Raw genomic sequence first — 25,053 nt, 5'->3', positions numbered from 1 at the left:
TCACGTATCCTAGCTCGCGGCTGCGCCAAGCGGCAGGCCGGCAATGAGGTTCTGCGGCTTCATGCGGATTGTCCGATCGGGCGTCATGGCAAGGATCAGCCAGACCGGCCGCGCGCCAACATCTGGCCTGACCACGCCGATGTCGGAAAAGCTGAGCCGGAACAATGCTATTATGCGCTCTGTCGCCTCGGGATCAAGCTCTCTGTCCGTCCACAATGCATTGCCGATGCGCGTGGCCTCCGCATCAAGGCCAACGAACCAGGCCCAGTCGTCGTCCTCGATCCGCTCGACCGGCTCTATCCTCACCTCGATGGCGAGCAGATGGCGTATCCACGCCTCCATTGCGGCGGCGAGCCCCTTCCGCGCGGGGCTGTCGGCGCTACCAAGATTCAGCACCAGGTCGAAGGCATCGCTCCTTTCGAAATAGCCGTCGGCATTCTCCTGCTCGAGGATTTCGAGCTCGGTGACGGCTGGCCCGCCGAGCGTGTTCAGGAGAGGGGAGGCGTGGCGGTTCTGCTCATGCACCTCCACGGTTTCCGTATCGGCCAGCAGTAGCGCTCCTTCATGAAAGGTCACCCGCTGCGTACGGTAGAACAGCTCGGCCGCGCGCAGGACGAAAGGATCGCGCTCGCCGTCGAGCGCATTGCGCAGCACCACCTGCGCAAGCTGATTCATGAAGAGAGGCGGTATTCCTGCCGCCGCGCCGCGCGCCAGCTCCAGATAAACGGCTTCGAGAGATGGCGCCGCCAGCAAACGGTCGCGGAAGGCGATCATGAATTCCCAGTTTTCCCGCGCATCCGGATCTTCAATGGCGGCGATCTCCTCCTTCCCGACCGGCCGGCGCGGATGATGCATCAGGAGGTCGTGATGCAGGCGCAATTCCGCTTCGCAGGCGGAATCGGGGGGGAGAAGCTCGGGCCGTGCGAGATAAGCCTTGATAAAGGCGTCCGTCACCCTCAGCCGGCCTGCCTCGTCTCGATCGAGCAGATGATGACCCGACGAGATCCAGAAGTCCTTCACTTGCGCCTCCCGCCCAGGCTCAGGATGTCGATATCTTCCGCCGGCTGATCCTCTTCCTCGACTTCGACGAAACGAAATGCGGTGGCGGGCTCCAGCCGGCTTACCTTGCGGTGAAGGGTTCGGAACGCCTCCCTTATCCCGCCATCCTCGACGACGCGGTGCAGGGCAAGCAGGGTGTTCGGCGGGTGGTCGCAAAGCGATTGTGCGAAGGCGACCTCCTCTTTCGCAGCCGGGCGGGCGGTCCCGATGTCCGGCGCACCGCAGTGCGTCACGAGTTGCTCTGCCAAGCGCTCAACTGCGGCGGCGCGCTCCTCCAACGTCGCTTCCGTCACCACCACCAGGGTGGACCATCCAAAGCTCTCGATGCCGAGAAAGCCGGCCCGGAACGCCTGCCGTTGCTTGCCCGAGAGGTTCTCGACATCGGCGCCGAAAAAAAGGAAGGTGCCCGTGACGGCCCATTCGCCGGGTTCCGCGGCACGGGAATAGACGAAAGTGTCCGAAGGATCGAGGCGGATGGTGCGAGGCAGTTTCAGAGCCATGGCATTCCAGTCACAGGGTCGAGCCATGATGGAGAGGCGAGGGCTTCGGCCAAGCTTCTTCTTCCGGTGAGCCCTCGCTGCGCCTTTTCCGAAACCAGCAGGTCGCCATTGTCGGCGATCTGGACATTCTGATCCTTTGACGCAAAGCGTTCCAGCCATCGTCTGGCGAGCGGCGTGAAGCCGATTTCGCTCCGTTCGTAGAACGCGGTCATCAAATGGCGGGAGAAGCTGGCGATGATCTCGCCTGTATCGATCGCGTCGAAGCCAAGCTCTTCGAGCGCGCCGGCCATCGGCTTCCGGCCAGACTCGTCCTCTCGGGCAACCGCGGTGCGGATCATGGCCGAGAAAACCAGCCAGTCCGGCGTCTCGTCCTCGCGCGTTCCTTCGGGCCAGCCGAGGCGTCCCCCGCCGACGAGAACGCCGTCGATGTGGATCGCGTCCGGCCAATCGAAGGTGATCGGCCGCCCTGGCGGCGCAAGCGATGCAAGCGCATCGGCCAGTGCGTTCATGCAGGCATAAAGGGCAAGGCGCGCCTTCACCAATGCCTCGTCCGGTTCAAGCACGACGGCAAATTCCGCCAGATCGTAACGCCCCACCCAGACCAGTGTCCCGGCTCCTTTTTCGGCGGCGATCGCGCGGGCATGTGCGAATGCGTCGCCCGCCTCCCGCAAAGCAACGAGGCTGTAGAGCGGGGGCAGATCGAGGGCGCGGGCGGTGACCGAAGCGCTAAGGGACATGATGCCGGTCCATTTCTGATGACGGCGACCGTTTTGCCTTTATAATGCGTCTAAAGCCATGGCGCTACCGAAACGGGCGTTGCAGCGCCGCGGGAGGCAGAATGACCTTGGGCCGATCACGTACGGTTTTCGTCTGTTCCTGTGAACGGAGCATGCCGAGCTATGGCGAAAGCGTGGCTCGTGGATGCAAAAACGTTTCTATCCAATCGGGTGACCAGTTCTGCGGCGCCGAGCTTGATCGCGTTCGCAGCGCATTGAGTGCGGGTGAAGCCGTCACGATAGCCTGTACGCAGCAGGCGCCGCTTTTCCGCGAAGTCGCGGAGGACGCCGCCTTTGCTGGCGATCTGGTGTTCGCGAATATCCGCGAAACGGCGGGTTGGTCGCGCGAAGCCTCGTCCGCCGGTGCGAAGGCGGCAGCGCTGGTCGCAATGGCGGCGGTACCTGTTGCACCGCCCGCACTCGTAACGCTTGCGAGCAAGGGCGTGGTGCTGGTCTATGGCCGCGACGAAGTGGCAATCGAGGCCGGCCGGCAGCTCGACGATGAACTCGACGTGACCGTTCTGCTGACGCGCCCGGAAGACGTAGCGCCAAGCCGCGTATGGAATTTCCCGGTCGTGCAGGGAACGATCCGCAATGCGCGCGGCCATCTCGGCGCCTTCGAGCTGACGGTCGACGACTTCGCGGTACCGGCGCCTTCATCGCGCGATCGCCTGCGCTTCGGGCTTTCGCGCGACGGCGCGGTTTCGAAGGCGGACATCATCCTCGACCTTTCCGGCGGCGTGCCGCTCTTTCCGGCCCATGATCTGCGCGAGGGCTATTTGAGGGCCGACCCTGCCGACCGTGCTGGGGTCGCCATCGCGATCGCCAAGGCCACCGGTCTCGTGGGCGAGTTCGAGAAACCGCGCTATGTCGATTTCCACGCCGATCTCTGTGCCCATTCGCGCTCGCGCATCACCGGGTGCACGCGCTGCCTAGACTTGTGCCCGACGGGTGCGATTACGCCCGCAGGCAACCATGTCGCTATCGACGCGGAAATCTGTGCCGGCTGCGGCAACTGCGCGGCGGTCTGCCCGACCGGCGCTGCCGCCTATGCCATCCCGGATGCCGAGACGCTGCTGCAGCGGTTGCGCACCGTTCTTGTGACCTATCGGGAGGCAGGCGGCAGCGAGCCGATCGTGCTGTTCCACGATGCTGCGCATGGCGAGCCGCTCATCGATGCCCTCGCGCGCTTCGGGCCGGGGCTGCCGGCGAATGTTCTGCCCGTGGCGGTGAACGAGATAACGCAGTTGGGCGTGGAGGCGTGGACTGCGCCTGTTGCCTGGGGCGCCGTGGCGGTCCGGGCTCTCTGCTCGGCAAAGCCGAAGCATGAACTCACCGGAGTGGAGAGGAACGTCTCGATCGCAAACCTTCTTGGCCAGTCGCTTGGCTATGGAGCGGATGTCTGCGGGGTGATCGAGGCGGACGATCCGGATATTCTCAGATCGGCGCTCGACGGGGTGAAGCCGGGCGCGACAACGCGCAAGCCCGCGAGTTTTCTGCCGCTGGGCACGAAACGCAGCCTGCTGCGAAGCACGATGGTCGAGCTGCATCGTGCAGCACCTGCGCCGGTCGATTGCGTCGCCATGCCGGCGGCTGCGCCGTTCGGCGGGATCGAGGTCGATGTCGAGGGCTGCACGCTGTGCCTGTCATGCGTGTCGGCCTGTCCGACCGGCGCGCTTTCTGACAGCGAAGACCGGCCCGCGTTGTATTTTTCCGAGAGCGCCTGCGTCCAATGTGGCCTGTGTGCAGCAACCTGTCCGGAACAGGTCATCACCTTGGTGCCCCAGGTGGATTTCCAGGCATGGAACGCCCCGCGCCGCGCTGTGAAGGAAGAGGAACCCTATAATTGTATCGCTTGCGGCAAGGCGTTCGGCACCCGCAGCACGATCGAGCGGATCGTCGCCAAGCTCGAAGGAAAGCACTGGATGTTCGCGGGGGAGAATGCAAAGCGGCTGGATTTGGTCCGGATGTGCGACAATTGCCGCGTCGACGCCGTGATGAATGAAGGGTTCGATCCCTACCAGGCTTCACCCCGCCCGGCGCCGCGAACGACGGAAGATTATCTCCAGGCGCGCGATACCCCTGACAAAAACAAGACCGTGTGAGCTCAGTCGTCGCGGGTCTCAGCCTGCAGGAAGCGGATCAGCGCCGCCCGATCCTCTGGATCGCTGATTGTCTGCTCGGGCATTTTGGTGCCCGGCGTGAATTCGCTGGGGCCGATCTCAAACAGCCTCGATACGGTCTCCGGCGTCCAGATAATGTCCATTCCCCGGAAGGCAGGCGAGTAGTGATAGCCCGGCACCGACGCTATGCGGCGGCCGAAGATGCCGTGCAAGGTCGGGCCTGCACGGTTCCCGTCGTCAGGGTCCAGCGTGTGGCAGGCAACGCAGGCACGGAAAACCTGCGCATCTGGATTGCCGGCATATTCAGCCATCGGATCGGCGGAGGCCTCTGTTGCGGGCCCGAGCTGCTCCCCCGTCTCGACATCCCACTCCCGCACCAGATGGTCTGCGCCACCGGCCAGAAGCCTCTTGCCGCTGGATGAAAAGGCGAGTGACCATACGGGCGTTCCGGCCCCGCTGAGGCTGCGGACGGATTTCAGGCCGTTTGCGTCGAGAAGCACGATGGCATCGTCGACCCCGGCGGCCGCGAGATATCTTCCATTCGCTGAAGCGGCGAGGGCCACTATCGGTTTCGATGAAACCCGGACCTCCGCCAAGATATCGCCGCTGCGATCGAGCTCATACAGCTTTCCATCCGCGCCTCCAGCGAACAGGCGGTCGTCCGCGGTTGCCGCAAGCGTGCTGAGCGGAGTCGGCACGGCAACCCGGATGGGAACATCCTCGCCTTGGCGCGGCCACAGCATGACGGCGGCGTCATAACCCGCGCTGACCAGCGTGCCATCCGAGAGGAAGGCGACCGCGTTCACATTGCCAAGATGCCCCTTGAGGATCTTCGGTTCACCGCCGGCAAGGGGCCAGAGGCGCACGCTGGCGTCCCAGGAAGCGGAGGCGAGCGCAGAGCCATCCGGTGAGATGGCGAGCGCCGCGACCGGCGCCGTATGGCCCTCCAGGACGGAAGCGGGCGCGCTTTGACCGCTCTCCCAGATAGCAATTCGGCCATCCGCGCCGGCGCTGGCGAAGCGGCCATCTGGCAGTACGGCGACGGCATTGACCTGGCCTTCGTGGAACAGCAACACTTCACGCGCTTCGCCAGTCTCAAGCGACCAGACGATTGCCTTTGTGTCGAAGCTGCCGGTGATCGCCGCTTCACCATCGGGGGTTACGGCAATCGACCGCACCGGCCCGCCATGGCCACGCAGCTCCGCACCATGCGCGGGCACGCCGATGAGGAGAATGAGCGCCATTACGCGTATCGCAAGCGTTGTCCTCATTGCGCACCAGATCATTCCGTGCTCCGTTGGCAGTATTGCACATGCCGTGTGCTTGCCGAACAGGTTACCTTTCAAATCGTTCGAGGCAATCCTATGACCCAGAATATGGAAACCGATCCCTTCAACGTCTCCATGCGCAAATTCCTCAAGCAGGTCGGCGTGACCTCACAGCAGGCTATCGAGAAGGCGGTGGAGCAGAAGGGGCTGAAAGGTCAGGGTCGCCTGACCGTAAGAGCTGTCATCACGTCCGAAGCGGCCGGCCTCCACCATGTCGTGGAAGGCGAGATCGATCTCGGTTGAGCGCGCGCGGTCCTGATTGCGGGGCCGCCTTCTACTTGAAGAACCGGATCTGCCCCGCCGGGCTGACGTCGTAGCCGGCAAGCTCGGCGGCACGTCCGGTGAAGCTTTCTTCGCTGAGGAACCGCAGGAACCTTTGGATCGACGGCCCAAAATAGGCCCGCTGCCGCATCACAAGGTCAAAGCTCTCCCAGGCCAGCGGCACGAAATCCAGGCCGGCGGCGCGCGCGGCCGAGCGTGTTGCTATGCCGCAATCCGCGCGCCCGCTCCGGACAGCGGCCGCCAGGTCTGACCCTGTCAGGCAGGGCGGCTCCAGCCGGTTCAGGTCCGTTTGCTTCGCGCCGGCACCGGCCAGCAGCAGGGTCAGCAGCATATTCGCCCCGGCGCCGCGCTGCCGGACCGCCACTTTTGCGCCGCCAGCCAGCAAATCGGCGAGGGTCTGAAGCGATTTCGGATTGCCGGGCGGCAGCAGCAGGCCCTGCTCGCGTCGGGCAAAGCCGACCAGCACGGCATCGTAGAGCCGCGGCATTTCGGCCACCGCGGCGATATTCGCATCGGCGGAATCACTGTGGTAGTGGATTGCGGCGGCAACGACTTCACCGCGCAGCAGCCGCGAAACGCCTCCTTCCGTGCCTTCCGTGAGGGAGGCCAGCCCGGAGCCTGACTGGCGCAGGCTCCATTCGAGCAGGTCGTCGTGACTGCCGCCGACGATTGGCGGTGGCTCGGGCGGGATCACTCCCGCCGGGCGCGCCAGTCCGGATATCACCCAACGGTCGAGCTCATGGCGCGGGAAAAGCCATTTACCGGTTACCTTGCTGCATGGGATGCGCCCTTCCGCGATCAGCTCGTAAAGCTTGCGTTCTCCCAATCGCAGATAGTCGGCCGCTTCGGCGGTGGTCAGCAGATCCATCCTGCATTTATATGCAAATTTCTGCTTGAGTTCAATAAATTGACTTCCACGGAATCAAAGCGAAAATGATCCGGTTCGTGCAGAGGCGAAGCGGCAATGTCGGAAACAGTCAGCGCGTGGCAGCTTATTGCGTCTGGTGATGCGACGCTGTTTTCGATCGTGCGACTGTCGCTTTCGGTCAGCATGGCCGCCGCGACAATCGCGGTAATCGTGGGGCTCCCTCTCGGCGCTTTCTTGGCGCTGGCGCGATTTCCCGGGCGCTCGGCCATTGTCGTGGTCCTCAACGGTTTCATGGGCCTGCCGCCGGTTGTGGTGGGGCTCACCGTCTATCTGCTGCTGTCGCGGTCAGGGCCGCTCGGAGAGCTTGGGCTCCTGTTCACGCCGGCCGCCATGGTCATCGCGCAGTCGCTCCTGGTGCTGCCGATCATCGCCGCGCTGACGCGCCAGACGATTGAGGATCTGTGGCTCGAATACCGCGAGGAGCTGACCGCGATGGGTGTCGGACCGGCAGGCCAGGTCGCGACCCTGCTATGGGACGGCCGCTTCAGCCTTGTCACGGCGCTGCTTGCGGGCTTTGGGCGGGCGGCGGCCGAGGTCGGGACGGTTATGATCGTCGGCGGCAATATCGACGGCTTCACCCGCACCATGACCACCACCATCGCGTTGGAGACTTCAAAGGGAAACCTGCCGCTTGCGATGGGGCTGGGCCTCGTTCTGATCGTTCTTATCCTCCTGATCAACGCCGCCGCCTGGGGCGTGCGGCTTTGGTCCGAGCGGCGGGCGGGCTGACCAATGCGCGCTGCCCCAAGCGATCTTCCTCTCGTCCTCGACGGTGTCTCTTTGGCGGCCGGCGGCACGACCATACTCGACCGCCTCAACCTCACAATCATGCCAGGGGCGCCGACGCTGATCGTTGGCCCCAATGGCTCGGGAAAGACCTCCCTGCTGCGGCTTTGCATGGGGCTCGCCGCTCCGTCCAAGGGAACTGTGAGCTGGGGCGGCCGAACGCATCTGCCGCAAACAAGGCGCGCGATCGTGTTCCAGAAACCGGTGATGCTTCGCCGCTCTGCCGCCGCGAATGTCGCCTACGGCCTCGCGCAGGCCGGGTGTCCGCGCGCGCTCCGCGCCCGGCGCACCGAAGAGCTGCTCGACCGCGTGGGATTGCTCGCCCTCGCGTCCCGCCCCGCGCGCCGCCTTTCCGGCGGTGAGCAGCAGCGTCTGGCGCTTGCGCGCGCTTTGGCGCGTGAGCCGGAAATCCTGCTTCTCGACGAGCCGACCGCGAGCCTTGATCCCGCAGCAACCCGGTTCGTGGAAGAAATCATTCTCGCCGCCGCCCAATCCGGCACGAAGATCGTCATGGCGTCACACGATCTCGGCCAGGTACGCCGGCTCGCGGGGGACGTCCTCTTTCTTGTTCGGGGGCGTATTTGTGAGCGTGCCGACGCAGCGGACTTCCTGGACCGTCCCGCTACCCCGGAAGCCGCAGCCTTCGTGCAGGGCGAACTCGTTATCTGATCAACGATGGAGTTTGGAATGCTGCCCTGCCCAATGTTCTCTGCGCTTGCCGCGCTTTTCATGCTGGCCGGAGTTGCCGCCGCCCAGGACCAGTCCATTGTCGTCGCTTCGACGACCTCGACGCAGGATTCCGGCCTCTTCGATCACATTCTTCCGCTATTCGAAGAGAAAACGGGCATCGAGGTGAAGGTGATCGCCCAGGGAACCGGCCAGGCGCTCGATACGGGGCGGCGCGGCGATGCCGATGTGGTCTTCGTGCATGCGAGGGAACAGGAGGAGAAGTTCATCGAAGAAGGCTTCGGTGTGAGGCGCTTCGACGTGATGTATAACGATTTTGTCTTGATCGGTCCTAAGAGTGATCCTGCGGGCATCGGCGGTAGCGGCGATATCGCGGCTGCGCTTGTCGCAATCCAGAGCAGGCAAGCGCCGTTTATCTCGCGCGGCGACAAATCCGGAACCCATTCCGCGGAACTGAAGCTCTGGGAGGCGGCCAGCGTGGACATCGAAACCGCCAAGGGGCAGTGGTACAAGGAGATCGGGCAGGGAATGGGCGCGGCGCTCAATACGGCCTCTGCCATGAATGCCTATGTGCTGTCCGACCGCGGCACCTGGCTGTCTTTCAAGAACCGCGGCGATCTCGACATTATGGTCGAGGGCGACAGGCGACTGTTCAACCAGTATGGGGTCATGCTGGTCAACCCGGAGAAGCACCCGAGCGTCCAGGCCGAGGCCGGGCAGCGTTTCATCGAGTGGCTGATCTCGCCTGAGGGTCAGCAAGCGATCGGCGAATATAAGATTGGTGGCCAGCAGCTGTTCTTCCCGAACGCGGAGCAGGATCGTTCCTGAGGACAGTTGCAAACCCCTTGGCGACTGTCCATCATCGGGAGATGATGACGACGCCTCCTCCAGCCGGCATTCTGACCAATCTCAAAGCGGCGCTCGCCGCACTGCTTGATGGCGTGAGGCCGGTTGCCCCTTGTTTTGTGCCGCTCGAACAGGCGCTGGGCCGCGTTGCCGCCGAGATGCCGGGCATAGCGGCGCAGCCCCAGCGGAATATCGCTGCCATCGACGGCTGGGCGTGCCGGGCGCTGGATCTTGTGGGAGCGTCTTCCTATTCGCCACTGGCGCTGCCTACGGTTCCGATCTGGGTGGAAACGGGCGAAGTCATGCCGGAGGATTGTGACTGCGTACTCGAAGCAGATCTGGTCGATTGCAGCGGCCCGATGGCCCAGGCCGTCGGCGAGGCCGCGCCCGGCCAAGGCATGCGTCGGGCGGGCGAGGATTTGGCGGCCGGCCGCCCGCCGGCCGTTGCAGGAAATATGATCTGCAGCATCGACCTGCTGGTCGCGCGGAGGCTAGGGTTGGACAAGCTTGCCGTGCGGACTCCGCGTGCTCACATGATAAATGTCGCCGCCGTGAGCCAGGAGACCTTCTCGGGGCAGTTCGTCGCCGAGTATCTGATGGAGGCGGGCGCGACCGTTACCGCGATGGAAACCACGGCGCGAGACGCAGCCTCGATTGCCGCCGCGCTTGATGGAGAGAGCTGCGACCTGCTCCTCCTGATCGGAGGCACGGGCGACGGTCGCTCCGATATGACCGCCGAGGCGCTTGCGCGGCGCGGGGTGCTGATTGCGCACCGGCTCGCCTTGCGGCCCGGCGGGACCACGGCAATCGGCCGGCTCGGAAAAGTTCCGGTGATTGCGTTGCCCGGCTCGCCCGACCAGGCCTTTGCCGCCTTTCTCGCACTCGTCCAGCCAGTCCTCGATCACTTGTCCGGCCGTTCCGAACGGAGCGGCATCACCTTGCCGTTGTCGCGGAAGGTCCCGTCAGCCATCGGATTAAGCGAGATCGCCCTGCTTGGCCTGGAGCAAGGAGCGTGGGCGCCGCTCGCTGTCGGTAATTTCTCGCTGGACGCCATGCGGCTGGCTGACGCCTGGCTTGCGGTGCCGGATGACAGCGAGGGATATGCCGCCGGCACGCCTGTCGCAGCTTTTCCGCTCCGCAGCATGAATTGAGCCCGGACATGTCTCAGTCTCCCAACTCCATCCGGCACGATTCCCATCAGGAGCAGTTCCTAACGATCTTGTCGCGCGAGGAGGCGCTGGCCCGCTTTGAGGCAGCAGTGTTTCCATGGGCGATCCCGACCGAAGAACGGACCCTGGCCGGGGCACTTGGGCTGGCGCTTGCCGGAGACGTGACAGCGCCGATCGACGTGCCGCCCTTCGACCGCTCCAACGTTGACGGCTTCGCCGTGCGCGCCGCCGATCTCGCCGCCGCATCGGAAGCGCTTCCCGCCCGGCTCACGCTAAACGCGGAGTCCATCGCCTGCGGCACCGTTCCGCAGCTGCCGGTACTGGCTGGCACCGCCACGGCCATCGCGACCGGCGGCCCAATGCCCCGTGGCGCCGACGCAATCATAATGGTGGAGCACACCCAGCCGGCAGAGGCCGGCTTGATCGAGGTGAGGCGCGGCGTCTCCCCCGGCCAGTTCGTTTCAAACGCCGGTTCGGATATGGCGCGAGGCGAGGTCGTGCTGCGCACCGGAACCGTAATCGGCGCGCGCGAGATCGGCATGCTTGCCGCCTGCGGGGTCTCGCGGGTAACGGTGGCTCGCAGGCCGCGCGTCGCGATACTCTCCACCGGCGACGAGCTTGTCCAACCCGGTGCGCCATTGCGTCAGGCCGGCATCTACGATGCCAATGGCCCGATCATTAGCGCGGCTGTCACTGAAAATGGTGGCGAGGCGGACTTCCTCGGCGCCTTTCCGGACGACGAGGCTGCGCTCGAACGAGCCATGCGCGATGCGCTCGCGGCTCACGACATGCTGATCCTCTCGGGCGGCACGTCGAAGGGAGCAGGGGATGTCAGCTATCGCATTCTCGGCCGGCTCGGCAGCCCAGGCGTTATCGCGCACGGCGTGGCGCTGAAACCGGGCAAGCCGCTTTGCCTCGCGGTCTGCGACGGCAAGCCGGTCGTCATCCTGCCGGGTTTTCCCACTTCGGCGATGTTCACATTCCACGACATGATCGTGCCCGTGCTGCGGCGCATGGCCGGACTGCCGCCGCGCGTCGACGCGCAGGTCGCGGCGCGGGTGCCGTTCCGCGTGGCGTCCGAGGTCGGACGCACCGAGTTCGTCATGGTCTCGCTGGTTGAAGGGCAGGAAGGCCTCGCGGCCTACCCGACGGGCAAGGGCTCGGGGGCGATTACGTCCTTCACCCAGGCAGATGGATTCATCCGCATCGAGGCCCTGGCAGATCACATTCCCGCGGGCAGTGAATTGCCGGTGACTTTGTTCACGCCGCAGGTCCGCGTGCCCGACCTCGTCGTCATCGGCAGCCACTGCACGGGCCTCGACCTTGTTGTCGGGGCGCTCTCTCGCGGAGGAACATCGGTCCGCTCCCTAGCGGTCGGGAGCCTGGGTGGGCTTGCCGCCGCGAAACGCGGCGAATGCGACCTCGCGCCGATCCATCTCTTCGACCCGAAGACGCAGAGCTACAACGCGCCGTTCCTCGGCGATGGCCTCGAACTGGTGCCGGGCTGGCGGCGCATGCAGGGCTTTGCGTTCCGCCAGGGCGACAAGCGTTTTGGAGGGATGAGCGCGGAGGAGGCGATCCGCGCCGCGCTCAGTAATCCCGATTGCATGATGGTCAACCGCAATCAAGGCTCGGGAACGCGCATCCTGATCGATCAACTGCTCGGCTCGGCGCGCCCGGACGGCTACTGGAACCAGCCGCGCTCGCACAATGCCGTCGCTGCGGCGATCGCGCAGGAACGTGCCGACTGGGGTGTCACCATCGCGCCGGTAGCGCATGCGGCGGGGCTTGCTTTCATACCGCTGACGGAAGAGCACTATGATTTCGCGCTGGTCTCGGCCCGTAAGGAGCGGCCCGCGGTGCAGGCCTTTCTTGCCACTCTCCAGTTGCCGGAGATCCAAGCGGCGCTGGAGGAGGCGGGCTTTACCCGCGCTGACTAGTCGGCCTGCGTCGTCAGCCGCTCGGCCTCGGCAAGATCATCGAGCGTGTTCGCGTTGAAGAAGGGATCCACCGGCTCATGCGGCCAGGAGACAGTCGCAAGCCGGTAACGGGCGGTCCAGCGGTCGATCTTGCGGAGATCCTCTTCGACCAGCGCATGACGCAGTTCGTCGCGCAAGGCAACCTTCCAGAGCCCGATAACCGGATGCACCTGACCGCCGGATGCCGCCACAGCCAGGTCAGCGCCATCGGCCAAGCGCGCCTCCTGCAGACGGGTGATGAGGTCGCGCGGCAGAAACGGGCAGTCGCCGGCGGCGCTGACCACCCATTCGACGCCCGCCCTGTTCGCCGCCGTCCATTCGAGCGCCGCGAGTATGCCGGCGAGCGGGCCTGGATAGCCTTCGACCGGGTCAGCAATGACCGGAAGCCGGAAACGGGCGAAGCGGGCAGGGTCGCCGTTTGCGTTGAGCAGAAGGCCATCGCATTGCGGCTCCAGCCGCTCGATGACGTGGTCTAGGATCGCACGTCCGCCGATCTCGCGCATTGGCTTATCCCCTCCGCCCATGCGCCGGCCCAGGCCGCCGGCCAGCACCACGCACAAGGTGGAAGGCAGATTACTCATCATGCTCTGCGCCTTTGCGGCGGTGGCGCGGTGCTTCTTCGTTCACCGACGCAAGGTCCTGGTCAAAGACGATCCGCTCCTGTCCGGAAAGCGCGATGAAACGCTTGCCGCGCGCGCGGCCAACCAGCGTCAGTCCCACCTCGCGGGCCAGCGCCACGCCCCAGGCCGTGAAGCCGGAACGGGAGACCAGGACGGGGATGCCCATCCGCACGGTCTTGATCGTCATCTCGGAAGTCAGCCGTCCGGTGGTGTAGAGAATTTTGTCGGCCGGATCGACTCCATGCCGGTACATCCAGCCGGCGATCTTGTCGACGGCGTTGTGGCGGCCCACGTCCTCCATATAGCAGATCGCCTCTCCCTCCTTGCAAAGGACGCAGCCATGGATGGCTCCTGCCTCCAGATAGAGCGAGGGAGTGATGTTGATCTTGCGCGTCAGCTCGTAGAGCCAGGAGGTGCGCAGTTCCGCGGCGGGAAGCGTGATGTCCTCAATCGCCTCGAGCAGGTCGCCGAAAGCCGTGCCCTGGGCGCAGCCCGAGGTCTGCGTCCGCTTCTTGAGCTTCTGCTCGTAGTCGGTGTTGCGCTCGGTTCGGACCACCACGACCTGCAGGTCCTCGTCATACTCGACGCCGGTCACCACATCGTCGGACAGGAGCATGTTCTGGTTCAGAAGGTAGCCGAGCGCGAGATATTCGGGGTAGTCGTTGATCGTCATCATGGTGACGATCTCCTGCGCATTGAGATAAAGGGTCAAGGCGCGCTCCACCGGCACGCGCACCTGCACCGCCTCGCCCGTATGGTCGACGCCCTCGACCAGCTCCGTCAGCCGCGGGTCCTGAGGGTCCGGCATGACCGTGGAGTGGTTCGGCCGGCCTGTTATCTGATGCATCGCAGCCTCGTTGATCATATTCTGGCTCTCGCCGGCTCAGGCTTGACCCTATACCTTATAGCCTGTTCAAACGAAGGACCAAAGTGCCATAGGATTGGTACGCGATGGTAACGGGCTCCACTTCCTGATGGGCTGAAGAAGCTAGATGGTGCAACTCTCGGATGATTGCTTCGCTTTCGGCGGACCGATGCGGTCCATTGCCGAGACGGCCGCGCTGATAGCCTCCAAGCTAAGCGCCGTGGAAGAGGCCGAGACAGTGCCCCTCGTGCTTGCGGATGGGCGCGTGCTTGCAAGGGAAATGACAGCGCCGCTGCCGCTGCCGCCCTTCACCAATTCGGCAGTCGATGGTTATGCCATACGAGGCGCAGACTTGCCGCAGACCGTCGAGAAGGCCTTTGCCGTGGTCGGGAGGGTTCAGGCAGGGATGGTTCCAGACATACCAGTATCGCCCGGCCAAACGGTTCGCATCTTCACCGGTGCTCCAATGCCCGAGCAGGCCGACACGGTGTTCATGCAGGAAGACGTGCGTGTGAACGACTCTGGCAAGGTCATCCTTCCGCCCGGGCTGAAAAGGGGCGCCAATGTACGGCCCGCAGGTGAGGATATCGCCCTGGGCGACACGGTTCTGCCGGCAGGCCATCGAATGCGGCCGCAAGATGTCGCTCTTGCTGCCGCGCTTGGTTTCACCGGGGTCGAAGTCCGGCGCAGGATACGCGTCGCGGTGTTCTCGACCGGAGACGAGATCGTCGCGCCGGGAGAAAAGCGCGGCCAGGCGCAGCTTTTTGATTCGAACCGCTTCATGTTGATGGCGATGGTCATGCGCCTCGGCTGCGACGTCACCGATCTCGGCATACTGCCAGATAACATGGGGATGATCGCCGGCCGATTGAGCGACGCGGCCTCGACGCATGATCTGATCCTCACCTCGGGCGGCGTGTCGACCGGCGAGGCGGATTGCGTGAGGGCCGCCGTCGAGAGCGTCGGAACCCTGGTGTTCTGGCGTGTGGCGATCAAACCGGGTCGGCCCGTCGCCATGGGTGTGATCAAGGGAACCCCGCTCATCGGACTTCCCGGTAATCCGGTGGCGAGTTTCGTCACCTTTGCTCATATTGCCCGTCCGGCAATCCTCGCCCTTGCGGGAGCGCAGCCGGAGCAGTCGGTTTCGACTGCTGTGCGGGCGGCTTTCTCTTATCGCAAGAAGCAGGGGCGGCGCGAATATGTGCGGGCAAGCCTTCGTGCGGCTGAAGACGGCTCGTTCGAGGCGGTCAAGTTCCCGCGCGAGGGTGCGGGGCTGCTGTCGTCTCTCGTTGCCACCGATGGTTTGATCGAGCTCGGCGAGGAGACCACTCGGGTGGAGCCGGGCGATACGGTGCAGTTTCTCGGCTATTCGAGCCTGCTCTAAACTGCACCATGCCAAGCTGTGGCGTGATTGACGATGGCGCGCCGGGTAGGGCATCATGCCTGCATCATGGTGACGACGATCAAGCTCGACCTGACGGGACTGAAGTGCCCCTTGCCAGCCCTCAAGACCCGCAAGGCTCTCAAGGCTCTCAGGCCGGGGGAGCGGCTCGAGGTCCACTGCACCGACCCGTTGGCCGTCATAGACATCCCCAATCTGCTCAACGAGATGGGAGACAGTCTTGAATCGACGGAACGCGCCGGCGATCGTATCGTGTTCGTGATCGAGAAGGCGCAGCCTGCGGCGGTATGATGGGTTGCATGGTACCCTGCGGTCCCATAATGCTCTCGCTGCCGGTGCAGGGAATCATCGTGCCTGATATTCAGCATGCTCGCCCGCTGCAATTGTCGTAAACAGCAACGTCTTGTTCGGGAGGTGAGGGCATGACCATGCAGGAAAGGCGGCCACGGGATCGCGGACCCAAGGGGCGGGCGCTCGACGATGCCGCTCTTGCCGAGGTCAGGACGCTGCTTGGTACACGCGAGCGCCGGCGTGACCTGCTCATTGAGTTCCTGCACCTGATCCAGGATCGTTACGGCTGTCTTTCGGCGCGGCATCTGCGTGCGCTGGCCGAGGAAATGCGGCTGTCTCAGGCGGAAGTCTATGAAGTGGCGACCTTCTACGACCACTTCGACGTGGTGAAGGAAGGAGAGGCGGCGCCGCCGGCGCTGACGATCCGGGTTTGCGATTCGGTAAGCTGCATGCTTGCGGGCGCCGAGACGCTCATCGCCGAGTTGCAGGCAGGCGCCGATCCGGCGGCTATCCGTATCATGCGGGCACCCTGCATGGGGCGCTGCGCCGGGGCGCCCGCCGCCCGCGTCGGAGATCGCGAGGTTGACGGAGCGACTGCCGAGGGCCTGCTTGGCATGGCGGCTGCCGGCGAGACGGGGGTCAAGGTGCCCGAGTATATCGGGCTCGATGCGTATCGCGGGGCAGGGGGCTATCAGCTCCTGCAGAAGATCCGTGAGCGCGCCGTGACCATCGACGCCGTCATAGCCATGCTGGGCGATGCAGGTCTGAGGGGCCTTGGCGGCGCCGGTTTCCCGGCGGGCAAGAAGTGGCAGATCGTGCGCTCCTATCCCGGCCCGCGCCTGATGTCGATAAACGGCGACGAGGGTGAGCCCGGCACCTTCAAGGACCGGATTTATCTCGAACGTGATCCCCACCGTACCTTTGAGGGCGCGCTGATCGCCGCGTATGCGGTGGAGGCCGAGCGGATCTATTTCTACATGCGCGACGAATATCCGGCGGTGCTGGCCATCCTGCGCGCCGAGATCGCCGCGCTCGAGGCTGCCGGCATTGTTGCGCCGGGCTTTATCGAACTGCGCCGCGGCGCCGGCGCCTATATCTGCGGCGAGGAGAGCGCGATGCTGGAGAGCATCGAGGGGCGGCGCGGAATGCCGCGCCACAGGCCGCCCTATATCGCCGAGGTTGGTCTGTTCGGCCGCCCGACGCTCAACCACAATGTCGAGACGCTGTGGTGGATCCGCGACATCGTCGAGAAGGGGCCGGACTGGTTCGCCGGCCTCGGCAAGCCGGGCCATCCGGGCGTCCGCTCCTGGTCGGTTTCCGGACGGGTGAAGGAGCCGGGTGTAAAGCTCGCACCTGCTGGTGTCACTGCGCGTGGGCTGATCGAGGACTATTGCGGCGGCATGGCAGATGGCCACGAGTTCAAGGCCTATCTTCCCGGCGGGGCCTCCGGTGGTATCCTGCCTGCCGCGCTGGGCGACATCCCGCTCGATTTCGGCGGCGAACTCGCCAAGCAGGGCTCCTTTGTCGGATCGCATGCGGTCGTGGTGTTCTCGCAGGCGGATAACCTCAAGGACGTGACCCTCAATCTCATGAACTTCTTCAAACATGAGAGCTGCGGGAAGTGCACGCCTTGCCGGGAGGGAACCGAAAAGATGGTCACGCTCCTTAAAGAGCCAGGCCCGCTGCGCGAAACCGCGATACGTGACCTGGAAACGGTCATGCGCGACTCATCGATCTGCGGCCTCGGCCAGGCCGCGCCCAACCCGGTCAATCACCTCCTGACCCATTTCTGGGATGATCTTTGATGGCAAACGGCATCACTTTCACGCTCGATGGGAAAACTGTCACCGCCGGTGAGGAGGAGACCATTTGGGACGTCGCCAAGCGCGAAGGCACGAAGATCCCGCACCTCTGCCATGTCGACTTGCCGGGCTACCGTCCTGACGGAAATTGCCGCGCCTGCATGGTCGATATCGAGGGAGAACGTGTGTTGGCCGCCTCCTGCATCCGTAGACCGACGGCTGGCATGGTAGTGAACACCAGTACGGAGCGGGCCAGGAAATCGCGCGAAATGGTGTTCGAGCTTCTCGCCAGCAATATGCGGCCGGTTTCTGAAGGCCCGGACCAGCAGTCATTGTTCTGGCAATGGGCGAACTCGATGGGCATTTCCGGGAACCGATATGGTTCGAAATTTGCCCAGGACAGCGTGCCGGCGGAGTTCGACGTCACCAATCCGGCCATCGCGGTCAATCTCGACGCCTGCATCGCCTGCGGCGCTTGCGTACGCGCCTGCCGCGAGGTGCAGGTCAATGACGTGATCGGCATGGCCGAGCGCGGAAACCATTCGGTTCCCGTCTTCGACATGCACGATCCGATGGGCCTTTCGACATGCGTGACCTGCGGCGAGTGTGTTCAGGCCTGTCCGACAGGCGCGCTCTTCGAGAAGTCGCTGATGGACGGGGAGGGCAAGACGCGTGTCGTCCAGTCGTTCGACAAGGTCGTCGATTCGGTCTGCCCGTTCTGCGGTGTCGGTTGCCAGACAAAAGTTGCGGTCAAGGACAACAGGATCGTCCAGATCGACGGCCGCAACGGCCCTGCCAATGAGAACCGGCTTTGCGTGAAAGGCCGTTTCGGCTTTGATTATGCAATGTCGCCGGAGCGGCTGACGAAGCCACTAATCCGGCGCGACGATGCTCCCAAGACGGGCGACCTCGACCTGAGCAACGTCGACCCGCTCACGGTTTTCCGTGAAGCCAGCTGGGAAGAGGCGCTGGAGCGCGCCGCTGGTGGTCTCAAGCGCATTCGCGACGAGCATGGCGGAGCGGCGCTGGCCGGCTTCGGCTCTGCCAAGGGCTCCAATGAAGAGGCTTATCTCTTCCAGAAATTCGTGCGGCAGGGTTTCGGCACCAACAATGTGGACCATTGCACCCGGCTGTGCCACGCTTCTTCCGTTGCAGCCCTGATGGAGGGCGTCGGCTCGGGCGCGGTCTCCGCGCCCTTCATGGACGCGCTGAAGGCCGACTGCGTGATCATCATCGGCGCGCGGCCCGCCACCAATCATCCCGTCGCGGCGACCTATTTCAAGCAGGCGGCCAAGCGCGGCACAAAGCTGATTGTCATGGACCCGCGCGGCCAGGAGCTGATGCGCCATGCCAGCTACGCGCTGCGCTTCAAGCCGGGCAGCGACGTCGCCATGCTCAATGCGCTGCTGCACGTGATCATCGAGGAGAAGCTCTATGACGAGCAGTACATCCAGGCCAATGTTTCGGGCTTCGAGGCGCTGAAGGAGAAGGTCAGGGACTTCTCGCCCGAGGCCATGGCGCCTGTCTGCGGTATTGAAGCGAACGTTCTGCGCGAGGTGGCGCGCACCTATGCCAAGGCCGAGCGCTCCATGATCTTCTGGGGCATGGGCATTTCCCAGCATACGCACGGCACCGATAATTCGCGCTGCCTGATCGCGCTGGCGCTGATCACCGGGCATGTCGGGCGGCCCGGCACCGGGCTCCACCCGCTGCGCGGCCAGAACAATGTGCAGGGCGCCTCGGATGCCGGCCTCATCCCGATGTATTTCCCGGATTACAGGTCCGTCGAGAACATCGATACTCGGGGCCAGTACGAGAACTTCTGGGGCCAGACGCTGGACCCCAAGCGCGGCCTCACCGTCGTCGAGATCGTCGACGCGATCCATGACGGTGAGATTCGCGGCATGTATATCATGGGCGAGAACCCCGCGATGTCCGACCCCGACCAGAGCCATGCGCGCGCAGCCCTCGCGAAGCTTGAGCATCTCGTGGTGCAGGACATCTTTCTCACCGAGACGGCTTGGCATGCCGATGTGGTTTTGCCCGCCTCCGCCCATGCCGAAAAGCTTGGCACCTACACCAACACCAACCGTCAAGTGCAGATCGGCCGCCCGGCGCTTGAATTGCCCGGCGATGCGCGCCAGGACCTCGACCTCATCATCGAACTGGCCAGCCGCATGGGTCTCGGCTGGAATTACGGCCATGTCTCCGAAGTCTACAACGAGATGGCCAGCGTGATGCCGTCGCTGAAGCACATCTCCTGGGAGCGCATCGAGCGCGAGGAGTCGGTGATCTATCCGGCCGATGGCCCCGACATTCCCGGCAACGAGATCGTCTTTTCCTCCGGCTTCCCGACCACCGATGGGCGAGGGCGCATTGTGCCGGCGGACCTCCTGCCGCCCGACGAGGTGCCGGATGAGGAGTACCCACTGGTGCTGACCACGGGACGCCTGCTGGAGCATTGGCACACCGGCGCCATGACGCGCCGCGCCGGCGTGCTCAACGCCATCGAGCCCTACGGCATCGCCGCCATGAGTCCATACGAGATCAGGCGCCGTGGTCTGTCACAAGGAGATGTGATCGCCGTCGAGACGCGGCGCGGCACAGTGGAGGCCATCCTGCGGGCCGACCGGGAGGTCGCCGAGGGAATGGTGTTCATGCCCTTCTGCTTCAATGAGAGCCCGGCGAACAAGCTCACCAACCCGATGCTCGACCCCTACGGCAAGATTCCGGAGTTCAAATACTGTGCCGCGCGGGTTGTGCCGTCTTCCAGAGGCGAAGCTGCCGAATGATGTTCACGGCTGCCGGATCAGGTATTGCTTCACCGGCTTGATTCAAATCAGCCACATGCGGATTCCGTAGCCGATGGCGGCAACGACCGCCACGCCAGCTATCCAAAGGCCGACGAACCAAAGAAGCCGCTGCCAAAGCGGCCCGGGAGCATCGGCCATCAGTGATATCCCTCGTGCCCCACCTTTCCGCGGAAAATCCAGTAGGAGTAGGAGGTGTAGGCGATGATGATCGGGATGAGGAAACCCGCTCCGATCAGCATGAAGATGAGGCTCGACTCTGGCGCCGCCGCATCATGGATACGGACAGCCCCGGGTACAATATCGGGGAAAATGCTGATGCCCAGCCCCGCCATGCTGACGGCAAACAGTGCCAGCGCGAGGAGAAAGGGCAGCCGCTCGTTGCGACGGTGGAGGCTTAGGACAAACGCTCCCGCGATGATGACCACGAGCAGGGGCACCTGGGCGGTAAATAGGACATGCGGCCAGGCGAACCAGCGCTCGTAATAAGCCTCTTCGAGGAATGGCGTCGCGAGGCTGACTGCGGCTATGGCGGCCAGAGTCCCCGCTCCGGTGATGCGGGCATAGCGGAAGGCGTGTTCCTGCAGCGCTCCTTCCGTCTTCATAATCAGCCAGGTCGAGCCCAAAAGCGCGTAGCCTATAACCACGCTGACGCCGGTCAGCAGACTGAACGGGGACAGCCAGTCCCACCAGCCGCCCCCATATTGCCTGCCTTCCACGACGATCCCCTGCAGCAATGCGCCGAGAGTGACGCCCTGGGCGAAAGCGGACAAAATGGACCCGCTTGCGAACGAAAGGTCCCAGAACCATTGATGGCCCGGGTCGCGCCAGCGAAACTCGAAAGCGACGCCTCGGAAGATCAATGCAAGCAGCATCGCGATGATTGGCGCATAGACGGCGGGCATGATGATTGCGTAGGCGAGGGGAAATGCGGCGAGCAGGCCGCCACCGCCCATCACCAGCCAGGTTTCGTTGCCGTCCCAGATCGGGGCAACCGAGTTCATTGCCTGATCGCGTTCGGGACCCCGCTGGAGCGTAGGGAAGAGGATGCCTATGCCGAGGTCGAACCCGTCGAGAACCACATAGGCGAAAACTGCAAAGGCCAGAATAAAGGCCCAAAGCGTGGGCAGGTCCATCATCACCACCCTTTCTTTGTCGCGCCGATGGTCCGCTCCGGGTCAATGGCCGGAGCTGGTGTAATGCCCGCAGTCCGGATCGGGGCATCCCCCGGTTCCAGTCCTGGTTCTGGAGTTACCGGCAGATGCGCCATCAGCCGGAATATGTACCATGTGCCAACGGAAAATACGGCGAAATAGACGACTATGAAGGCGACAAGAGAGAAAGCTACCGCAGGTGCATCCAGCGGTGAGACCGATTCCGCCGTCCTCAGCATCCCGTAAACCGTAAATGGCTGCCTCCCGACCTCTGTCGTGACCCAGCCAGCCAGCACTGCAATGAAGCCGGCCGGCCCCATCGCGACAGCAAAGCGATGCAGATTGCGCCAGTCGTAAAGTCTCCCCCGCCACCGCGCGAATAGAGCCAGCCCGCCCAAGGCCAGCATAAGCAGGCCTAAGCCGACCATTATGCGGAAGGACCAGAAGACGATCGCCACCGGCGGCCATTCCTCGCGCGGAACCGTTTCCAGGCCTTCTATTGGCGCATCGAAGCTGTGGTGCAGAATGAGCGAGCCGAGCTTTGGAATGCCGAGCGCATAGCGCAGAGTACCTGCTTCCTGATCCGGGATGCCAAACAGGTAGAGCGGCGCGCCGTTCGGATGGCTTTCAAAATGTCCCTCGAGTGCCAGAACCTTGACGGGCTGATGCTCCTGTGTGTTGAGGCCGTGCAAGTCTCCCACGAAAACTTGTATCGGCGCTGCGACTATGAGCATGCCCATGGCCATGGAAAACATCACGCGCGCACGTTCATTGGTGCTTTCCCGAAGCAGGTGCCATGCGCCGACCGCTCCCACGACGAGCGCCGTGGTGAGGTAGGCACCCAGGACCGTGTGGACGAGACGGTAGGGAAAGGAAGGGTTGAAAACGATCTGCCACCAGTCTTCCGGGACGAACTGGCCGGCTTCGCTAATTGAGTAGCCGACGGGCGTGTGCATCCACGAGTTCGCCGCGAGCACCCAGAAGGACGAAAGCAGGGTTCCCACGGCGACCATGAGCGTCGCGGTGAAGTGAAGGCCCTTGCCCACGCGGTTCATGCCGAAAAGCATGATCCCGAGAAACCCCGCCTCAAGAAAGAACGCGGTGAGAACCTCATATGCCATCAGCGGCCCCACGATCGGCCCGGCGCGATCGGAGAACGCGGACCAATTGGTCCCGAACTGATATGAGAGCACAATGCCGGAGACCACGCCCATGGCGAATGTCAGGGCGAAGATTTTGACCCAGTAGCGAAACAGGTCGAGGAAGACCGTCCGTCCCGTCCAGAGCCACAGCCCTTCAAGCACGGCCAGGTAACTGGCCAGCCCGATTGTGAAGGCCGGGAAGATGAAGTGGAAGGAAACGGTGAAGGCGAACTGAACGCGGGCCAGCAAGAGCGCGTCTATTCCATCAAGCACGTCCGCCTCCATCGTTTTGGCACCGAAACTAGGGCTCACCGGAGAGGGCAACAAGGGCGAGTCGAAGCCGAAGGCGCCTTACGGCCGCAAGCCAACTACATTGACGATGCCGTTGGCAAGGCGGCAAGACCGCGCGGCTCCAGACGGGAGCGCCGTCGGAGCGATCCCGCCAGCCTCATTCAACCACGGAACGATCGATGTCATTCGTCTGCTGGTCCAGCAGAGCAGCTTCCTCTTCGTGAAGACGCTCCGCCTCGGCAGGTTTTAGGCCGAACCGGGGCGCCACGTCCGGCGCATAGCGCAGCATGTCGGGCCGCAGGCGGATCAGCGCCAGGTCCTTTGCCTTGCTTTCGAGCATTACATCGAAATTCAGCCCTGCGGCCATCCTCATGAAGCCAGAGAACTCAAATGGATTGCAGAAGTCGGCGTGCGCCGTCCACACGGGCGCGGCATGAATCTTCTCTTGCTTTCCCGTCCTGCGGTTCTTCCGGATTATCTCCCGCATCTCCGTCCGCGGCGTCGAGAAGTGGATCTTTGGGCGAACGCCGCCTGGCCAGGTTTTCAGGATGGCCTCCAGGGTTTCGCGCATATCTAGGCCTTCCGGATTGAGGCAGCAGAAGTGCTGATAGTCGAAGATTAGGCGCACCCCGGTCCGCTCGTGAATCCAGAGCACGTCCGCAGCGCTGAAACGAAGATCATCATGCTCCAGCACCAGCCGCCGGCGTACGTGCTCGGGCAGTATTTCCCAGTTTTTCACCCAACGCGCCGCGCTCTCCCGCCTGTCGTCATAGGTGCCTCCCACATGGATCACGACCACAGCTTCCGGCCCGAGTTCCATGAGGTCGAGCATCTCGGCCTGCGCCGACAGATCCCAGACGCTCTTGCGGACCAATTCCGCGTCCGGGCTGTTCAGCACCACGAATTGCGAGGGATGGAACGACAGCCGCAGGTTCAGATCGCGAGCCTTGCGGCCGATCGCCTGCAGTTCACCGGCGCTTTGCCTGATCATGCCGTGGAACTGTGGCATATCGGGATGTGTGGCATAGGGAGCAAGGTCCGAAGACATTCGATACATATTGATGTTATGGCGCACCAGATAATCGAAGATCGCATCAAGATACTCGAGCGAGACTTTCAGGTGCGGATTGTTCGCCCAGCGGCGGCTGTCATTGCTCTTGAGTGTGGGATCGCCCATCACTTTGACCGGGAACCCAAGTCGCAGCGGCCCTTCGCTCATGACGTGACCCTTGCTTCCGGCCCAAAACCGAGCCGGGCGACGAATTCATTCCAGGCATCCGGCCGCAGCGCTCCGCCGGTCGCCTGCTCATGTCCGCTCCCATAGTTCGCATCGGCGCCGGCCGGCGCTTTCTCACGCAGAAACTCCACAAGGTTGATGCCCGTCGCACTGCGGGCGCTGAAATGTACCCAGCCCTGGCGATATCCGCTGTTTGCGGCGATCACGATATTGCCCTTGAGGCGACTGCGCCACGCTTGTGCAACCAACGGGTGAAGCTGACAGGGCGATGAAAAGAGGATCAGGGCAACGCCGTTCCTGATCTTCGGTGGGGTCCGTTTGGCGGCTTGGAGAGCCGTGCTAACTTCCTCTCGGGCCCCCTGGAGAATTCTTGTTTCCGGGTGATCACTGGAGACGACCTCGTGCGGTGACTTGGCTTTCACGAGCAGATCGAAGGCCGGACGCGCATCGCCGGTGCTTGTCCGCCGCGGCGCATTTATGAGGGAGGTCGCCTCTCGCAGAACGGCCGCACCATAGCGTCGCTTCGCCACCGCCAATTCCTCGAAAGGCGCATTGCTACCCAGGTCGCCTATGATGCCTAAAGCTGCGAGCCACAGGAGATCGTCGATATCGGCCATGACGCCGGCGCACCGCCAGGCCAGCAAACTCGAGGTCGGAGTGGGCTGCTCGCCATAGCCGGAAATGACCGTGGCGTCCGTGGGAAAGCCTTGCGGCACATGATGGTCGATGAAAACCACGATGGTTCCGGGGGCGATCACTTCCGCACGAATCCCAAGATCGGTCACGATCAGCCCCGCTTTGGGCGTTTGGGCGACTTCGGCTCGAACCTCATCCATCCACGGGTTCTCGCCTCGTCCCAGAATACGAACACCCGTCTCCTTGCCTGCGCGCGTGAAAGCACGCGCGAGCAAAGCGGCAGCCGACAGGCCGTCGGCGTCATTGTGAGTAAGAATGAGGATCGGAAGGTCGAGCACAA

The 25,053-nt window shown here is 63.7% G+C and carries 23 protein-coding genes; 11 read left to right on the top strand and 12 right to left on the bottom strand.

From position 1 onward, the window contains the following. Nucleotides 1-9: 9 nt before the first annotated feature. Genes GNP00_RS07580 through GNP00_RS07570 form a run of 3 tightly spaced genes read right to left on the bottom strand, consistent with a single transcriptional unit; the run spans nt 10 to nt 2,296 of the window. Nucleotides 10-1,020: a DUF6352 family protein gene (locus GNP00_RS07580; protein WP_011581769.1), complete on the bottom strand. Its 1,011-nt coding sequence runs from the start codon at nt 1,018-1,020 to the stop codon at nt 10-12. Continuing rightward, on the bottom strand, nt 1,017-1,559 hold the full coding sequence (locus GNP00_RS07575; RefSeq protein ID WP_011581768.1) for a DUF6505 family protein: 543 nt from the start codon (nt 1,557-1,559) through the stop codon (nt 1,017-1,019). Before GNP00_RS07575 ends, GNP00_RS07580 begins: the two co-directional genes overlap by 4 nt. Then, nucleotides 1,550-2,296 (bottom strand): biotin/lipoate--protein ligase family protein, encoded by a 747-nt coding sequence (locus GNP00_RS07570; RefSeq protein WP_011581767.1) that lies wholly within the window; start codon nt 2,294-2,296, stop codon nt 1,550-1,552. The genes GNP00_RS07575 and GNP00_RS07570 overlap by 10 nt, the downstream gene beginning before the upstream one ends. A gap of 101 nt (nt 2,297-2,397) precedes the next feature. On the opposite strand from GNP00_RS07570, the gene GNP00_RS07565 reads away from it, so the two are divergent. Next, complete coding sequence (locus GNP00_RS07565) at nt 2,398-4,440, top strand: 4Fe-4S binding protein (RefSeq protein ID WP_166015822.1); 2,043 nt, start codon at nt 2,398-2,400, stop codon at nt 4,438-4,440. A 2-nt stretch (nt 4,441-4,442) separates the two neighbouring features. Here the strand turns inward: GNP00_RS07565 and GNP00_RS07560 are convergent, their stop codons facing one another. Next, nucleotides 4,443-5,744 carry a c-type cytochrome gene (locus GNP00_RS07560; RefSeq protein WP_011581765.1) on the bottom strand — a complete coding sequence of 434 codons (1,302 nt, stop codon included), beginning with the start codon at nt 5,742-5,744 and terminating at the stop codon, nt 4,443-4,445. Between the two features lie 78 nt (nt 5,745-5,822). On the opposite strand from GNP00_RS07560, the gene GNP00_RS07555 reads away from it, so the two are divergent. After that, nucleotides 5,823-6,029: a DUF6494 family protein gene (locus GNP00_RS07555; RefSeq protein WP_011581764.1), complete on the top strand. Its 207-nt coding sequence runs from the start codon at nt 5,823-5,825 to the stop codon at nt 6,027-6,029. 31 nt (nt 6,030-6,060) lie between these two features. Here GNP00_RS07555 and GNP00_RS07550 read toward each other — a convergent pair whose 3' ends face one another. Then, nucleotides 6,061-6,936, bottom strand: coding sequence for a helix-turn-helix transcriptional regulator (locus GNP00_RS07550; RefSeq protein ID WP_011581763.1), 876 nt, complete (start codon nt 6,934-6,936; stop codon nt 6,061-6,063). A gap of 96 nt (nt 6,937-7,032) precedes the next feature. On the opposite strand from GNP00_RS07550, the gene GNP00_RS07545 reads away from it, so the two are divergent. The 5 genes from GNP00_RS07545 to GNP00_RS07525 are packed head-to-tail and all read left to right on the top strand — an operon-like array spanning nt 7,033 to nt 12,424. Next, nucleotides 7,033-7,725, top strand: coding sequence for an ABC transporter permease (locus GNP00_RS07545; protein WP_011581762.1), 693 nt, complete (start codon nt 7,033-7,035; stop codon nt 7,723-7,725). 3 nt (nt 7,726-7,728) lie between these two features. Continuing rightward, nucleotides 7,729-8,451, top strand: coding sequence for an energy-coupling factor ABC transporter ATP-binding protein (locus GNP00_RS07540; RefSeq protein ID WP_011581761.1), 723 nt, complete (start codon nt 7,729-7,731; stop codon nt 8,449-8,451). Between the two features lie 18 nt (nt 8,452-8,469). After that, nucleotides 8,470-9,297 carry an ABC transporter substrate-binding protein gene (locus GNP00_RS07535; protein WP_011581760.1) on the top strand — a complete coding sequence of 276 codons (828 nt, stop codon included), beginning with the start codon at nt 8,470-8,472 and terminating at the stop codon, nt 9,295-9,297. 41 nt (nt 9,298-9,338) lie between these two features. Beyond that, entirely contained in the window at nt 9,339-10,466 is a 1,128-nt protein-coding gene (locus GNP00_RS07530) for a molybdopterin-binding protein (RefSeq protein WP_011581759.1), read from the top strand. A gap of 8 nt (nt 10,467-10,474) precedes the next feature. Further along, the gene (locus tag GNP00_RS07525; RefSeq protein WP_011581758.1) at nt 10,475-12,424 is read left to right on the top strand and encodes a molybdopterin biosynthesis protein; all 1,950 of its coding nucleotides are present in this window, start codon (nt 10,475-10,477) and stop codon (nt 12,422-12,424) included. Here the strand turns inward: GNP00_RS07525 and mobA are convergent. Together mobA and GNP00_RS07515 are read right to left on the bottom strand one after the other, a co-directional pair. Beyond that, entirely contained in the window at nt 12,421-13,047 is a 627-nt protein-coding gene (gene mobA / locus GNP00_RS07520; RefSeq protein ID WP_011581757.1) for a molybdenum cofactor guanylyltransferase MobA, read from the bottom strand. The two genes, GNP00_RS07525 and mobA, sit on opposite strands and share 4 nt — an antisense overlap. After that, the gene (locus GNP00_RS07515; protein WP_011581756.1) at nt 13,037-13,930 is read right to left on the bottom strand and encodes a formate dehydrogenase accessory sulfurtransferase FdhD; all 894 of its coding nucleotides are present in this window, start codon (nt 13,928-13,930) and stop codon (nt 13,037-13,039) included. Before GNP00_RS07515 ends, mobA begins: the two co-directional genes overlap by 11 nt. A 145-nt stretch (nt 13,931-14,075) precedes the next feature. Here GNP00_RS07515 and GNP00_RS07510 point away from each other — a divergent pair, with 145 nt between their 5' ends. The 4 genes from GNP00_RS07510 (at nt 14,076) to fdhF (ending at nt 20,235) form a co-directional block, all read left to right on the top strand. Further along, on the top strand, nt 14,076-15,332 hold the full coding sequence (locus GNP00_RS07510) for a molybdopterin molybdotransferase MoeA (RefSeq protein WP_011581755.1): 1,257 nt from the start codon (nt 14,076-14,078) through the stop codon (nt 15,330-15,332). Nucleotides 15,333-15,365: 33 nt separating this feature from the next. Further along, nucleotides 15,366-15,641, top strand: a complete 276-nt coding sequence (locus GNP00_RS07505; RefSeq protein ID WP_011581754.1) for a sulfurtransferase TusA family protein — start codon at nt 15,366-15,368, stop codon at nt 15,639-15,641. A 131-nt stretch (nt 15,642-15,772) separates the two neighbouring features. After that, complete coding sequence (locus GNP00_RS07500; protein ID WP_011581753.1) at nt 15,773-17,446, top strand: NAD(P)H-dependent oxidoreductase subunit E; 1,674 nt, start codon at nt 15,773-15,775, stop codon at nt 17,444-17,446. Beyond that, complete coding sequence (gene fdhF / locus GNP00_RS07495) at nt 17,446-20,235, top strand: formate dehydrogenase subunit alpha (RefSeq protein WP_011581752.1); 2,790 nt, start codon at nt 17,446-17,448, stop codon at nt 20,233-20,235. Before GNP00_RS07500 ends, fdhF begins: the two co-directional genes overlap by 1 nt. 42 nt (nt 20,236-20,277) lie before the next feature. Here the strand turns inward: fdhF and GNP00_RS07490 are convergent, their stop codons facing one another. The 5 genes from GNP00_RS07490 to GNP00_RS07470 all read right to left on the bottom strand — a co-directional run bounded on the left by GNP00_RS07490 (nt 20,278) and on the right by GNP00_RS07470 (nt 25,051). Next, on the bottom strand, nt 20,278-20,394 hold the full coding sequence (locus tag GNP00_RS07490; protein WP_085953094.1) for a DUF2474 domain-containing protein: 117 nt from the start codon (nt 20,392-20,394) through the stop codon (nt 20,278-20,280). Continuing rightward, nucleotides 20,394-21,389 carry a cytochrome d ubiquinol oxidase subunit II gene (gene cydB, locus GNP00_RS07485; RefSeq protein ID WP_011581751.1) on the bottom strand — a complete coding sequence of 332 codons (996 nt, stop codon included), beginning with the start codon at nt 21,387-21,389 and terminating at the stop codon, nt 20,394-20,396. Before cydB ends, GNP00_RS07490 begins: the two co-directional genes overlap by 1 nt. 2 nt (nt 21,390-21,391) lie before the next feature. Continuing rightward, on the bottom strand, nt 21,392-22,834 hold the full coding sequence (locus tag GNP00_RS07480; protein ID WP_011581750.1) for a cytochrome ubiquinol oxidase subunit I: 1,443 nt from the start codon (nt 22,832-22,834) through the stop codon (nt 21,392-21,394). Between the two features lie 163 nt (nt 22,835-22,997). Beyond that, nucleotides 22,998-24,059: a UV DNA damage repair endonuclease UvsE gene (gene uvsE / locus GNP00_RS07475; RefSeq protein WP_011581749.1), complete on the bottom strand. Its 1,062-nt coding sequence runs from the start codon at nt 24,057-24,059 to the stop codon at nt 22,998-23,000. Beyond that, a complete protein-coding gene (locus GNP00_RS07470; RefSeq protein ID WP_011581748.1) occupies nt 24,056-25,051 on the bottom strand; it encodes a DHH family phosphoesterase in 996 nt (331 codons plus the stop codon). Before GNP00_RS07470 ends, uvsE begins: the two co-directional genes overlap by 4 nt. Nucleotides 25,052-25,053: the final 2 nt, after the last annotated feature.

The organism is Chelativorans multitrophicus, assembly GCF_011317445.1.
Classification (GTDB): Bacteria; Pseudomonadota; Alphaproteobacteria; order Rhizobiales; family Rhizobiaceae; genus Chelativorans; species Chelativorans multitrophicus.
This window is presented reverse-complemented; position numbering and strand designations above follow the sequence as displayed.

Bases quoted from the DNA above. Each gene is read 5' to 3' on its own strand.
- cydB (WP_011581751.1), bottom strand. From the start codon at position 21,389: ATGGACCTGCCCACGCTTTGGGCCTTTATTCTGGCCTTTGCAGTTTTC.
- GNP00_RS07515 (WP_011581756.1), bottom strand. From the start codon at position 13,930: ATGCATCAGATAACAGGCCGGCCGAACCACTCCACGGTCATGCCGGAC.
- GNP00_RS07575 (WP_011581768.1), bottom strand. From the start codon at position 1,559: ATGGCTCTGAAACTGCCTCGCACCATCCGCCTCGATCCTTCGGACACT.
- GNP00_RS07560 (WP_011581765.1), bottom strand. From the start codon at position 5,744: ATGATCTGGTGCGCAATGAGGACAACGCTTGCGATACGCGTAATGGCG.
- uvsE (WP_011581749.1), bottom strand. From the start codon at position 24,059: ATGAGCGAAGGGCCGCTGCGACTTGGGTTCCCGGTCAAAGTGATGGGC.
- fdhF (WP_011581752.1), top strand. From the start codon at position 17,446: ATGGCAAACGGCATCACTTTCACGCTCGATGGGAAAACTGTCACCGCC.
- GNP00_RS07500 (WP_011581753.1), top strand. From the start codon at position 15,773: ATGACCATGCAGGAAAGGCGGCCACGGGATCGCGGACCCAAGGGGCGG.
- GNP00_RS07570 (WP_011581767.1), bottom strand. From the start codon at position 2,296: ATGTCCCTTAGCGCTTCGGTCACCGCCCGCGCCCTCGATCTGCCCCCG.
- GNP00_RS07505 (WP_011581754.1), top strand. From the start codon at position 15,366: ATGGCGCGCCGGGTAGGGCATCATGCCTGCATCATGGTGACGACGATC.
- GNP00_RS07540 (WP_011581761.1), top strand. From the start codon at position 7,729: ATGCGCGCTGCCCCAAGCGATCTTCCTCTCGTCCTCGACGGTGTCTCT.
- GNP00_RS07510 (WP_011581755.1), top strand. From the start codon at position 14,076: ATGGTGCAACTCTCGGATGATTGCTTCGCTTTCGGCGGACCGATGCGG.
- GNP00_RS07555 (WP_011581764.1), top strand. From the start codon at position 5,823: ATGACCCAGAATATGGAAACCGATCCCTTCAACGTCTCCATGCGCAAA.
- GNP00_RS07550 (WP_011581763.1), bottom strand. From the start codon at position 6,936: ATGGATCTGCTGACCACCGCCGAAGCGGCCGACTATCTGCGATTGGGA.
- GNP00_RS07480 (WP_011581750.1), bottom strand. From the start codon at position 22,834: ATGGAGGCGGACGTGCTTGATGGAATAGACGCGCTCTTGCTGGCCCGC.
- GNP00_RS07490 (WP_085953094.1), bottom strand. From the start codon at position 20,394: ATGGCCGATGCTCCCGGGCCGCTTTGGCAGCGGCTTCTTTGGTTCGTC.
- GNP00_RS07545 (WP_011581762.1), top strand. From the start codon at position 7,033: ATGTCGGAAACAGTCAGCGCGTGGCAGCTTATTGCGTCTGGTGATGCG.
- GNP00_RS07530 (WP_011581759.1), top strand. From the start codon at position 9,339: ATGATGACGACGCCTCCTCCAGCCGGCATTCTGACCAATCTCAAAGCG.
- GNP00_RS07525 (WP_011581758.1), top strand. From the start codon at position 10,475: ATGTCTCAGTCTCCCAACTCCATCCGGCACGATTCCCATCAGGAGCAG.
- GNP00_RS07565 (WP_166015822.1), top strand. From the start codon at position 2,398: ATGACCTTGGGCCGATCACGTACGGTTTTCGTCTGTTCCTGTGAACGG.
- GNP00_RS07535 (WP_011581760.1), top strand. From the start codon at position 8,470: ATGCTGCCCTGCCCAATGTTCTCTGCGCTTGCCGCGCTTTTCATGCTG.
- mobA (WP_011581757.1), bottom strand. From the start codon at position 13,047: ATGATGAGTAATCTGCCTTCCACCTTGTGCGTGGTGCTGGCCGGCGGC.